Annotated in this window: 12 protein-coding genes and 1 pseudogene; 9 read left to right on the forward strand and 4 right to left on the reverse strand. The window is 63.4% G+C overall.

What is annotated here, in order from left to right; genetic code table 11:
* Positions 1-3 precede the first annotated feature (3 nt).
* From L0A91_RS14890 to L0A91_RS14900, 3 genes are read right to left on the reverse strand one after another with little or no spacing between them, the layout of a single operon-like run.
* Positions 4-837, reverse strand: a complete 834-nt coding sequence (locus tag L0A91_RS14890; RefSeq protein ID WP_235245131.1) for a siderophore-interacting protein — start codon at positions 835-837, stop codon at positions 4-6.
* A gap of 7 nt (positions 838-844) precedes the next feature.
* A complete protein-coding gene (locus tag L0A91_RS14895) occupies positions 845-1,120 on the reverse strand; it encodes a hypothetical protein (protein ID WP_235245132.1) in 276 nt (91 codons plus the stop codon).
* Positions 1,069-1,845, reverse strand: a complete 777-nt coding sequence (locus L0A91_RS14900) for an ABC transporter substrate-binding protein (RefSeq protein WP_235245133.1) — start codon at positions 1,843-1,845, stop codon at positions 1,069-1,071. Before L0A91_RS14900 ends, L0A91_RS14895 begins: the two co-directional genes overlap by 52 nt.
* Before the next feature lie 224 nt (positions 1,846-2,069).
* Between L0A91_RS14900 and L0A91_RS14905 the strand changes: the two are divergent.
* The 5 genes and pseudogenes from L0A91_RS14905 (at position 2,070) to clpB (ending at position 7,723) form a co-directional block, all read left to right on the forward strand.
* Positions 2,070-3,012: pseudogene (locus L0A91_RS14905) on the forward strand (FecCD family ABC transporter permease).
* Entirely contained in the window at positions 3,009-4,061 is a 1,053-nt protein-coding gene (locus tag L0A91_RS14910) for an iron chelate uptake ABC transporter family permease subunit (RefSeq protein WP_235245134.1), read from the forward strand. The pseudogene L0A91_RS14905 and the gene L0A91_RS14910 overlap by 4 nt, the downstream one beginning before the upstream one ends.
* Positions 4,058-4,870, forward strand: coding sequence for an ABC transporter ATP-binding protein (locus L0A91_RS14915; protein WP_235245135.1), 813 nt, complete (start codon positions 4,058-4,060; stop codon positions 4,868-4,870). The genes L0A91_RS14910 and L0A91_RS14915 overlap by 4 nt, the downstream gene beginning before the upstream one ends.
* Positions 4,871-4,890: 20 nt before the next feature.
* The gene (locus L0A91_RS14920; protein WP_397333748.1) at positions 4,891-5,046 is read left to right on the forward strand and encodes an aldehyde dehydrogenase family protein; all 156 of its coding nucleotides are present in this window, start codon (positions 4,891-4,893) and stop codon (positions 5,044-5,046) included.
* 112 nt (positions 5,047-5,158) lie between these two features.
* Positions 5,159-7,723, forward strand: coding sequence for an ATP-dependent chaperone ClpB (gene clpB / locus L0A91_RS14925; RefSeq protein ID WP_235245136.1), 2,565 nt, complete (start codon positions 5,159-5,161; stop codon positions 7,721-7,723).
* On the opposite strand, the gene L0A91_RS14930 is transcribed toward clpB, so the two are convergent.
* Positions 7,674-8,408, reverse strand: a complete 735-nt coding sequence (locus tag L0A91_RS14930) for a DM13 domain-containing protein (RefSeq protein WP_235245137.1) — start codon at positions 8,406-8,408, stop codon at positions 7,674-7,676. The genes clpB and L0A91_RS14930 overlap by 50 nt on opposite strands.
* Positions 8,409-8,458: 50 nt before the next feature.
* Between L0A91_RS14930 and L0A91_RS14935 the strand changes: the two genes are divergently transcribed.
* The 4 genes from L0A91_RS14935 (at position 8,459) to L0A91_RS14950 (ending at position 12,148) form a co-directional block, all read left to right on the forward strand.
* The gene (locus tag L0A91_RS14935; RefSeq protein WP_235245138.1) at positions 8,459-9,832 is read left to right on the forward strand and encodes an MFS transporter; all 1,374 of its coding nucleotides are present in this window, start codon (positions 8,459-8,461) and stop codon (positions 9,830-9,832) included.
* Between the two features lie 62 nt (positions 9,833-9,894).
* Positions 9,895-10,224: a hypothetical protein gene (locus tag L0A91_RS14940; protein WP_235245139.1), complete on the forward strand. Its 330-nt coding sequence runs from the start codon at positions 9,895-9,897 to the stop codon at positions 10,222-10,224.
* A complete protein-coding gene (locus L0A91_RS14945) occupies positions 10,152-10,895 on the forward strand; it encodes an MFS transporter (protein ID WP_235245140.1) in 744 nt (247 codons plus the stop codon). Before L0A91_RS14940 ends, L0A91_RS14945 begins: the two co-directional genes overlap by 73 nt.
* 71 nt (positions 10,896-10,966) lie before the next feature.
* Entirely contained in the window at positions 10,967-12,148 is a 1,182-nt protein-coding gene (locus L0A91_RS14950) for an MFS transporter (protein ID WP_235245141.1), read from the forward strand.
* The last annotated feature ends 6 nt before the right edge of the window (positions 12,149-12,154 follow it).

A 12,154-nucleotide genomic window follows, 5' to 3' on the forward strand; every position in this document is an offset into this window, starting at 1 on the left:
GGGCTAGCCGCGCTTTCGCGAGGGACGCCAGTATGCGCAGGTCCGGGCTTGCCCATCAGGCATTCCTGCCGTGTCGGCTGCCTTTTGGACTGCACGAGTCATCGATATTTCGCCGGTGGCATAGGCATACCCGTCAGCAGGCCAGGTGATCTGCGGCAAGGCCGCCTTAATGGCGCTACCCGGACGAGCATGCAGGTCATCGCGGGTTAGCCAGGTGACATCCATCTGCCCACCGGAGACGGCATCGATCAGCGGTCGCCGGTCCTGCAGCGTGGGCACCTCGAGGATGGCTCGCACCGACGCGGCACCGCTCAGTGAACGAGCAATTGACTCGACGCCCGGCAACCCGGTCTCATCGGCCAATAGCAGCACATCGCGCCCCGTGGCTCGACTCGCGTCAAAGATCAGGCCCTGGTTGAGCACGCCGACCTCATCGCCGGGCCAGGTGCGCAGCGCCCATTGGGCGGCTAGGCCTTCGACTCCGCCGCTGACCGGGTTGCGGTGGATGACGAAGTCGATGTCGACCTCAACGTTGTTCGCGGCATAGCGAACATCGCGGATCGTGTAGTTGCGCACCACTGGCCGGATGGCTTCATCCATCTTTTGCCAGCGGGTGTACCAGCCCTCGCACGGACCTTCGGGCAATGACAGCTTTGCTTGGTCTTCACGCCGGATAAACAGCCGAAGCCACTGGTCAAAACCCTGCCCGTGAAACGGCGTCGAGTCTGCGCAGGTCAAGGTGATCCGCACAAAACTGGGGCAGACCTGGGTTGCCGCCAGCACGCGCATACGCTGCACGTCTGTTCGGGTGATCACGGAAGAAGTGTCGCTGCTCATCGGGGCCTCACTCGCCTGCGGTGGCGTCTTCGATCATCGGGACAAGTTCGTTGAGGGCATACTTGGTCGCAGCCACCGTGCCCAACGAGTAGGCCGAGGATAGGTCGCCATCAATGACGACCGAGTGGTCGTCAGTAACGGCCGGGACTTCCTGCCACAATGGGTCCTCGGTGATCTCGGTGGTCTCAATAAAGATCGGGAAGGCGACGATCAGGTCAGCGTCGATGAGATCTAGGCGCTCACTGGAGATGTCGACTGAGAATCCGCCTTCGTTGGGCTCCATGCGGCGATCTCTTGGCTCTGCACAAAGCCAAGGTCGGTGAGGAACTGCACCCGTGAGCTGCCCTCAACGTAGGCGCCCCAGCCCTCGCTGGTTTTGGTGGCTGCTGCAACGCTCAGCCCATCCCACTCGGGGTGCGCTTCGGCCTGGCTGGCGAACTCGGCCTCCAGGTCCGCTAACAAATCGTCGCCGGCCGTCGGTTGGCCGAGTGCCTCAGCGACCAAGTCGACCTGCTGCTCGGTCGTCGTGAGATAGCTCTCGCCGCCCTCCGGGACTCCCACGGTCGGCGCGATCGAGGACAGTCGGTCGTAGCGCTCCTGCTCACCCGAGCTCTTGGTGTCCAAGATCAGATCGGGTTCAAGCGCTGCAATCTCTTCGTATGAGGGCTCAAGGGTTTCGATGATGACCGGCGCCTCGTCATACTGCCCGTCCATCCACGGACCGACCCCTTCGCCACCGAAGCCCAACCAGTCGCTGGCACCCACGGGCTGGGTGCCCAAGGACAATGCGGTCTCGGCGTCGCCCCAGCCGAGCGCCACCACACGCACCGGCTCCTCTTCAATGGTGACGTCGCCAAAGGCGGTGCTCACGGTGGCGGGAAAGCCCTCGGCGCTTGAAGCCCCGGTGCTTGCTTCGTCGTAAGAGCCGGTGACATCGCTCGATCCGGAGCAGGCAGTGACGAGCAGCAGGGCCGAGGTGGCGGCCGCGAGAGTCCAAGAACGCTTCATCGTTTCCTTCGATGTGGTGCTGAATGCGAGCGCGGGTGGCGTCGCTCCGTGGTTGGTATTTAGGCAAGCGTAGCCTAACCTAATGCGTAGTGAGCACAGCCCCAACCGAGCAATCAAAGGCACCAGAGGCGACGCCAGTCGTCCCTCTAACTGTGCCTTCAGTGACTGCTGCGCGCCAACGGCGCCTGGCCCTGGGGTGGCTGGCGGCCTTGCTTTTGTTGGTCGTGATCGCTGGCGCCAGCGTTGCTATCGGCGCCCGTGACCTGCCGCTTTCTCAAGTATGGGCGGCGCTACTTGATCGCGAATCCTCCGACGCGGGGACGCTGGTCTGGGAAAGCCGGATGCCACGAACCGTGATTGGCTTGCTGGCCGGTCTGGGCCTCGGCGTCTCCGGTGCCTTGATCCAAGCGGTGACACGCAACCCCTTGCCGACCCCGGCATTTTGGGCGTCACGGCCGGCTCAGCCTTCGCGGTGGCCATTGCCGTGGGCGTCTTAGGCCTGACCTCGCCAGCGCAATTTCAGTGGTTTGCCTACCTTGGTGCGCTTGTCACCACCGTGTTGGTCTATCTGCTCGGGTCATGGGGCGGGCGGTCCGCTAACCCAGTGCACTTGACCTTGGCTGGAGTAGCTTTGGGCGCCGTGTTGAGCGGCATCGTGACCGCCATCGTGTTGGCCGATCCCGAGGGCTTCAACGCCATGCGTGCCTGGGAGTCGGGCAACCTGCAGGACCGTGGCTGGTCGGGCGTGGCCACCATCGGCAGTTTTATGCTCGTGGGCCTGATTGTGGCTCTTGCGCTCGGCCCGTCGCTCAACGCGGTGGCCCTGGAGATGACTTCGCGTCAGCCCTGGGCGCCAACATCATCCTGATCCGCACCGCCGCCGTCATCGCTGTCACGCTATTGGCTGGGGGAGCGACGGCACTGGCTGGGCCGATTGCCTTTGTTGGCCTGATGATCCCGCACGTAGCCCGCCGATTCACCGGGCCCGATCAGCGCTGGATTTTGGCCTACACCCTCGTGCTCGCGCCGATCTTGCTGGTCAGTGCAGACATCGTTGGCCGTCTCATGGTGCGCCCCGCCGAGTTGCCGGTGGGCATCGTCACCGCGTTTATTGGCGCGCCAGTGCTGATCTATTTGGCCCGTCGGATGAAGGTGAACTCGCTATGAGTGCGCCCCCACAGCAGCGGCCGTCGACCGCGCAGCCCGCCCCGAAGACCTGGTCACGCCGGACCAACCCGCGCGCCACCGTCGTGGCGGGTCTGCTGATCGCTGCCCTGGGCCTACTCACCGGTGTTGCTGTCGGGGTCGGCGACTATCCGTTGTCGCCGGTCGAGGTCGTGAAGGCCATCTTCGCAGGGGTCGATGGCGGCTTTGCGAGCACCGTGGTGTTGGAGTGGCGGATGCCGCGCGCCGTCGCCGCGGTCGCCTTTGGGGCCGCCCTCGGTGTGGCGGGAGCGCTCTTTCAAACCGTGACCCGTAACCCGCTGGGATCGCCCGACATCATCGGCTTCACCACTGGCTCCTACACCGGCGTGCTGATTGGGGTTGTGCTGGTGGGGCCATCGTTTTTGTCGACGTCGATTTGGGCGATGATCGGCGGCCTGGCGACCGCCGCTGTCGTCTATGTCCTGGCTTTCCGGCAGGGAGTCCAGGGCTTCCGGCTGATCATCGTCGGCATCGGCATCACCGCCATGTTGTCGTCGTTTAATACTTATCTCTTGTTGCAAGCCCAAACCGAGGTCGCGATGGCTGCCTCGATCTGGGCGGCCGGGTCGCTGAATCTGACCGAATGGTCCCAAGTTTGGCCAGCGCTGATTTTGCTCGGCGTTCTAGCGCCCGCGGTCTGGTTCCTGGCCAGACCTCTGCGCCAACTCGAGTTGGGCGACGACTCAGCCAAGGCGCACGGCGTGCCAGTCGAGCCAGCGCGGATGGCGATCATGGCGATTGGTGTTGCTCTCACCGCTGCCGTCACCGCCGCCGCCGGTCCGATCGCTTTCATTGCCTTGGCGGCTCCGCAGGTTGCTGCTCGGCTGATGCGCACTGGCGGGTTGCCGCTCTTTGGCTCTGCGCTGGTCGGTGGAGTGTTGCTGTTGGGTGCTGACTTGATCGCTCAACACGTGGTGCCCGCAGCGGTCCCCGTTGGCACGGTCACCGTCGTGATCGGCGGCCTCTATCTGATTTATGTCTTGGCCCAACAGGCGAGGAGAAGCGCATGAGCGACCCAGTGAAGTCACGACTGTCTGCGCAGAGCGTGACGCTCAGCTATGACAAACGGACGATCTCACGCGATCTGAGCGTCGAGATCCCCGATGGCTCATTCACGGTGATCGTCGGGCCGAATGCGTGCGGCAAATCGACCCTGTTGCGCTCGTTGTCGAGATTGTTGGCGCCCGGCAAAGGCCAGGTCGTGTTGGATGGCCAAGCAATCGCGTCGATGCGAGCCAAAGAAGTGGCGAAGCAGATTGGCCTGTTACCGCAAACCTCGATCGCCCCCGATGGCATCACGGTGGCTGACTTGGTGTCGCGCGGTCGCTACCCGCATCAGGGCTTGATCCGGCAGTGGAGCGCCACCGACGAAGCCGCCGTCTCTGCCGCGATGGAAGACACCGGCATCACCGAGTTAGCCGACCGCGGTGTTGATGAACTCTCGGGTGGGCAACGGCAGCGGGTATGGGTGGCGGTCGCCTTGGCCCAAGACACCCCGATCTTGCTGCTCGACGAGCCCACCACATACCTCGATATTGCGCATCAAATCAGTCTGCTCGACCTGTTTGCCCGGCTGCACCGGCAGGGGCGGACGATTGTGGCGGTGTTGCACGACCTCAACCACGCTGCTCGCTATGGCACCCACCTAATTGCCATGCGCGACGGCGAGATCATCAAAGAGGGTCCGCCGGCTGAAGTCGTCACAGAGCAAGGCGTGCACGATGTGTTTGGCCTGCCCTGCCTGGTGATCGATGACCCGGTCACGGGAACGCCGATGGTCGTGCCCCGCGCGATAGTTGGGGATAGCGTCTCGGCATAAAATCGGCACTGTCTGGCTGCGTGGGGGCGGTATATGTCAGCGCAATAAGCCTGTTTTGCCGCGATGGTGCTCCGCTGCCATTTGGTGGGGTTGAGCGCTCGGGCTTTGGTCGCGAGCTGGGCCGCTATGGCATGAAGGAGTTCATGAATAAGAAGTTGATCCGCACTCAGCCGTGATTGGCAGAATCGTGCTTGTTGCGCACAGGTTGAGCGGAATAGACTCAACTCTGGCAAGGTTGATCTGAGTAGACGTAAACTCAGACGACCGTGCCAGAGAGGACGGCAATCCATGGATTTGAACTTCACCACCAAGGCCCAGGAGGCCCTTTCAACCGCTGTGCGTGAGGCAGCCGCCGCTGGTCACGCGAACGTCGAACCCGCTCACTTGCTGCAAGCATTGACCGAGCAAAACGACACCACGACGGGGCCGCTGCTGGCTGCCGTTGGCTCCTCAGCTCAAGCAGCCAGCCAGGCCGCCAAGGCGCAACTCGCCAATCTGCCCAAGGTCAGCGGCAGCACCGTGGCCAACCCGCAAGCCAACCGTGCGCTGCTCGGCGCGCTCAACCAGGCCAACGAAGCCATGCAGGCGATGGGCGACTCCTTCATCTCCACCGATCACCTGCTCCTCGCTTTAGCCCAGGCGGGCCCGTTTGGACTGAACGCGGACGCGATCTCCGAGCAGATCCCCAACTTGCGTGGTGGCTCACGGGTCGACAGCGCTGAACCCGAAGCGACTCAAGATGCTTTGCGCAAATACGGCAATGACCTCACTGCTGTTGCCCGCGAAGGTCGACTCGACCCCGTGATCGGTCGTGACTCCGAGATTCGCCGGTTGGTGCAGGTGCTGTCGCGTCGCACCAAGAACAACCCGGTGCTGATCGGTGACCCTGGCGTCGGCAAGACCGCCGTCGTGGAGGGTCTGGCCCAGCGCATCGTTGCTGGTGACGTGCCCGAGTCGTTGCGCAATAAGCAGCTGATCGCCCTCGACCTCGGTGCCTTGGTCGCTGGCGCGAAGTATCGCGGCGAGTTCGAAGAGCGGCTCAAGGCGGTGCTGTCCGAGATCAAGGAGAGCGACGGCCGGATCATCACTTTTATCGACGAGTTGCACACCATGGTTGGTGCGGGCGCGTCGGAGGGTTCGATGGACGCGGGCAACATGCTCAAGCCGCTGCTAGCCCGTGGTGAGTTGCGTCTTGTCGGTGCGACGACGCTGGATGAATACCGCGAGCACATCGAGAAGGACGCCGCTCTGGAGCGCCGATTCCAGCAGGTGTATGTCGGTGAGCCCAGTGTCGAGGACAGCATCGCCATCTTGCGCGGGCTGAAGGAACGCTATGAGGCGCACCACAAGGTTGCGATCTCGGATGCAGCTTTGGTCGCTGCCGCTTCGCTGTCGGATCGCTACATCACTGGTCGCCAGTTGCCCGACAAGGCGATCGACCTGGTCGATGAGGCAGCTTCGCGACTGCGGATGGAGATTGACTCCTCGCCCGTCGAGATCGACGAGCTGCGGCGCTCGGTCGACCGGCTGAAGATGGAAGAACTCCACTTAGCCAACGAGACCGATGATGCTTCGGTGGCGCGGTTGAGCCGGTTGCGTGAAGACCTTGCCAATAAGAGCGAAGAGTTGTCGGCGCTGACGGCGCGCTGGGAGCAGGAGAAGTCTGGCCTCAACCGCGTTGGTGACCTCAAGGCTCGACTCGATGAGTTGCGGACCCAGGCTGACCGACTCTCACGCGAAGGCGCATACGAGGGTGCTTCGAAGTTGCTCTACGGCGACATCCCGGCAGCTGAAGCCGAGTTGTTAGAGGCCCAAGAGGCCGAGGCAACGACGGTGCAGACTGAGGACGACCCGATGGTGAAGGACCAAGTCGGCGCCGACGATATTGCTGAGGTCATTGCGGCCTGGACCGGCATCCCCGCAGGTCGGTTGCTGCAAGGTGAGACCGAGAAGTTGCTCTCAATGGAGCAGTTGCTGGGTGCTCGGCTGATCGGTCAATCGGCCGCGGTCACCACGGTCAGTGACGCGGTTCGGCGCTCGCGGGCTGGTATTGCCGACCCGGACCGCCCTACCGGTTCGTTCCTGTTCTTGGGCCCGACCGGTGTTGGCAAGACTGAGTTGGCAAAGTCGTTGGCTGACTTCCTCTTTGACGATGAGCGGGCGATGGTCCGCATCGACATGAGCGAATACTCCGAGCGACACGCGGTGGCTCGGCTGATTGGCTCGCCTCCTGGGTATGTCGGTTACGAAGAGGGCGGGCAACTCACTGAGGCTGTCCGGCGCCGGCCATACAGCGTGGTCTTGCTGGACGAAGTGGAGAAGGCCCACCCCGAGACCTTCGACATCTTGCTGCAGGTCCTCGATGACGGACGGCTCACCGATGGCCAGGGCCGCACCGTGGACTTCCGCAACGTGATCCTGGTGATGACCTCCAACTTGGGCAGCCAGTTCTTGATTGACCCGACCACGGAGAGCAGCGTCAAGCACGACCAGGTAATGGCTGCTGTGCGCACGGCGTTCAAGCCAGAGTTCCTCAACCGGCTCGACGAGGTCGTCATCTTTGACCCGTTGAGCCCAGATGAGTTGGCCACGATCGTCGGCCTGCAGGTGAAGTCACTGGCGGCGCGACTGGCTGATCGACGGATCAACCTTGAGGTCAGCGACGAGGCTGCTGCTTGGCTTGGCCAGCGTGGCTATGACCCGGCGTATGGCGCTCGTCCGCTGCGCCGGTTGGTGCAGACCGAGATCGGTGACCGGCTGGCCCGACTGCTGCTTGGTGGTCAGGTCGATGACGGGCAGACAGTCAAGGTTGACGTCGATGGCGAGGGTTTGAGCCTGGAGGTTGTGGCTTAATCGTTTGGCTGCCGCTCGCCTGGTCTTTAAGCCAGGGAGCGGCACCAAACGACACGTTGAAGCGATCGCACCAGATCGACACCGAGGTCAACGAGTCGATATCGACATCTGCCGGGATCTCGTAGTTTTGGTTTCCGCTGGTGGCCTTGAGTTTCCCGAGGTTCACGTATTTGCCGTCGTCATAGACATCGTCGGCTGCTTCGGCAGGCTGGTCGGTCAGCCAGACGAATAGGTCTGGGCCGTCGTCGCTGGCCAGTCCCTCAAAGCGCAAATAGCGGGTGCCGTCGGCGTCTTCCGAGATGATCGCTTCACCGCTGGTGGGGTGCGCTTGGCTGATGAAGTCGCCACGGGCCAACTCGGTCAACGCGGCTGGCTCTGCGGTTGCCTCGTCGGCAGCAGGGTCCTCAGCGGCTCCATCTGAGCCAGCGGTTGCTGCGGCTGCATCCTCGACTGTCGCTGCTGAGTCATCGCTGGCCGTTGAGACGGTCCCAGGCAGCGCCTCATCTAACTCGCTGCTGGTGAAGAGCTTCCACGGCTGAAACGCCCAAAGGCCCACCGCCACAGCAAGAACGGCAACGACAGCAATTACGGATTTGCGCATACCGCTGAGCCTAAGCGCCGCGATCACCAACAAAGATGACCGAACTATGACGGCGAGGAACGGTCCCGACGGGCGATGCGTCATACAGCCGTCATAATGGAGTTTCTCGTTCCGCGACCCAGCAGGGGGCAGATATGCAGGCCAACAGCAAGACATCCAGCAAGCGGACGTGGGCTATCGCCGCCAGCGCGGCATTGCTCGTCGGCCTCGGAGCCTGCAGCAGCGATGAGGCCCCTGAGACGGCGGAGGCAACCTCTGCGGCACCAACGGCACAAGATCGCCTGGACACCGCGTACGACGTCCTCACTGAAGCCGGGTCTGTTCACCTACTGATGGAGGGCACGAACCTGCCCGAAGAAGCCTCTGCCTATGTCATCAAGGCTGAGGGGTCGGGCACGACGGAGCCGCCCGCCTTTGACGGCACCATCACCGGCAAGATCAGTGGTGTGCAGGCCGATGTCCCCGCGATCGCGGTGGACGGCGAGTTGTATCTGAAACTGCCCTTCACGCCCGCTTTTGCCTCGGTCAACCCGGAGACTTTCGGTGTCCCTGACCCCGCTGTCCTGTTTAGTGCGGATGCTGGATTGCCGTCGCTGCTGCAAGACACCGACAGCGCCGAGTTTGGCGAACAGTCCCGAGTCGGCCGTGATGTGGTGCAGGAAGTTAACGGCACGATCTCCGGTGATCAAGTCGCTGACCTGCTGACCGTGGGCGACCGAGGCGCTGAGTTTGATGTCACTTATGGCCTGATCGAAGACTCCTGGGAGTTGCGCACCGTCACCGTGACCGGCCCGTTCTACCCGCCAGCAGAGTCGACTTACACCGTTACGCTCGACGAATACGGCGTGCCCGTCACTGTCACTGCCCCTGACCGCATGCCCACCCAGTCGCACGTCCGTGGGGCCAAATCTCTGCTGACCGTTGCAGCGTTGGCCGTCATGCTGGCTGCCGCCGACACGTATGTCGTGGTGCTGGCTTTGCCGGACATGATGGCTGGCGCGGGGCTGGGCATCGAGTCGCTCCAGCGTGGCACGCCGATCATCTCGGGGTTCTTGCTGGGCTACATCGCGGTGTTGCCGCTGATCGGCCGTCTGGCCGACCTGGTGCCACGGCGCAAAATCTTGATCGCCTGCCTGCTGATCTTTGTCCTGGGATCGGCCGTGACGGCGCTCGCTGTCGACTTGAATGTGCTGGTCGGAGGGCGATTCTTGCAGGGCATCGGCGGGGGAGGCTTGGTGCCAGCGACCTTGGCGATGGTGGCTGATCTGTGGCCCCCAGGGCAGCGCGGCACCCCACTCGGCGTTGTCGGTGGCGTTCAAGAACTCGGCGCAGTCCTTGGACCGCTGCTCGGTGCCGCGGTGCTGCTGGTGAGCGATTGGCGGGGCATTTTCTGGCTGAATGTGGCTCTTGGCTTGCTGTTTGTGGTGCTGCTGCTGGCGCTAGGCAAGGAGCCACCGCGACCATCACGGAGCGACCCCAACCACGAAATATCCCGCGCACCGCTCTGAGCTGGGCGATTGGACTGATTACCGCCGGACTGTGGCTACTCACGCTGACCGCGCCGGAAGCGTTGGTCACCTCAGTTGCCTATGGCGAGCCCTTCATCCCGTTCGGGGAGACGGCAACTTCGCGCGTGTGGACGCCCGTTGGACTAGCCGCCACGATCGCGCTGTTGGCCTGGGCCGGGGTAACCGTGCCGAAGTGGTGGCCGGTGTTGCGCCAGGTCGACCTGTGGGGCGCTGCGCTGATCGCGATCGCCCTGGGCTCACTGGTCTTAACGTTCTCATCTGCCGAGCCAGAGACCGAAGTGTTGGGCCCGTTGGGGTGGTGGCTGCTCCCCGTCGGCGCTTTGGCCGTCGTGGCGTTTGCGATCCGGCAAAGACGGCAAAATCTCCGTTGATCCCGACCGGGGTAGTGCGGGCGCGCGTGTGGCCAGCGCTGCTGGTCAGCCTCTTGGTCGGTGCTGCAATTGTCGCGATCGTCGTTGACGTGCCGTTGTTGGCTCGCCTCGATGGCGAGTCGACCCAGACCGAGGCTGCGCTCGTCTTGGTGCGCTTCCTGGTGGCCGTGCCGATCGGTGCGGTTTTGGGCGGTGTGCTGCTGCGCTGGCTCGCCCCGGGCGTTGTGGCTGCTGCTGGCCTGGCTGGCACGACAGTGGGCTTGACCGTGATGGCTGGTTGGGATCGGGCTTCGCTTGGTGCAGCCTGGGAGACGACTTGGGTTTTGGGTTTGGTCGGGCTCGGGGTTGGCATGGCGATTGCGCCGGTCAACGATGCCGCGCTGGCTGACAGTCGCCCGGATTCGCATGGCACGGTGAGTTCGCTTGTCGTGGTGGCCCGGATGGTCGGGATGGTGGTCGGCCTCGCCGCACTGACCGCATACGGGCTGAGGCAGTTTTATGAAGCCGTTGCTCTGCTGCCCGATCCCACCGACACGGTCGCGCTGCTTGATGCCGGGGTTGTTCAGGTGCAGTCGGTGTTTGCTGGGGCAGCGTTGGCCGCGGGGCTGGCCGCGGTGGTCGCCTTGGGTCTGGGGCTAAAACGGGCAGTCACGCCGACTCGCTCGGCCTGAGAGACTGCGGGTATGAAAGCACAGCAGAGCTAGGAACCAATATCACTTCCTCAATCTTCTCTTTGCGGGGCATGCCTGCCCTGATCGGTATGACGATCGCTGGGTTTTCCGGCTATGCCTCGCTCATCACAGTGGCTCCGTTGTGGGTCGTCGAGGGCGGCGCTGGTGAGGCCGGTGCGGGTCTGGTTAACGGTGTGCTGCTCGGTTTTACCGTGCTCACTCAGTTGTTTGTCCCAGGTTTAGTCCGGCGGTTTGGCTGGGGCACGACCATGAGTGCGGGCATGTTGCTGATGGGAGTGCCATCTCTGCTCCACCTGTTCAGCGATGGGTTGGAGTTCACGCTCGCGCTTTCGGCGCTGCGTGGCGTGGGCTTCGGCATCCTGACCGTCACTGGCAGCGCCGCCGTTGCCGAATTGGTTGACCCAGCACGCCGTGGGGCTGCCATTGGGGCTTACGGCCTGGCTGTCGCCATGCCCAACCTGGTGATCTTGCCGCTTTCTCCGTTCGTGGCGACCACCGTGGGATATTGGCCAGTCTTTTTGATTGGGGCGGGACCGCTGATTGGCATCCCGTTCGCGATCAGGTTGGGCCGCGTGCTGCACGGTCCGATGAGTTCAGAGCCCGATGCCGAGGCCACGCACTCATCAAGCGCGGCTCCGACGATGACTCTCACCACGGCATACCGGAGGCTGTTGCGGCCGATGGCGTTGTTGCTGGGCGTGACGCTAAGCGGTGGCGCGATCATCACCTTTGCCCCGCAACTTGTCGATAAGCCATGGGCGTCGACCCTGGCCTTGTTTGGGATGGGCTTGACCGGGGCGCTCTCGCGTTGGCGGATGGGGGCGCTGGCCGACAAATATGGCGCCGACCGATTCCTGCCCCCACTGGTCATCCTTACGGTGATCAGCATGGCGCTCGCGGCCTGGACCATCAGTGGTGATGGGGCGAGCACGCTGAGCCTGGTGGCGTTCGTGCTGGCCAGCCTGCTGCTCGGAGTTAGCTATGGTGGCTTGCAAAACCTGACCCTGGTCGTGGCCTTTGAGGTCGTGCCGCGCAAACACATCGGCACGGCCAGCGCGGTGTGGAACTTGGGCTTCGACTTGGGCACCGCGACCGGATCAGTGTTGGTGGGTCTGATCGCAGCAGGCTGGGGCTTCCCACAAGCCTTGCTGGTATGCGCTGTCCTGGCCGCCTCGACCCTCCCGTTGGCGTGGCGACGGCACTCGGCTATGGCTCAGGGCGGCACGCGCTGATTGGTG

The sequence above is a fragment of the Ornithinimicrobium sp. INDO-MA30-4 genome (assembly GCF_021535045.1).
Classification (GTDB): domain Bacteria; phylum Actinomycetota; class Actinomycetes; order Actinomycetales; family Dermatophilaceae; genus Ornithinicoccus.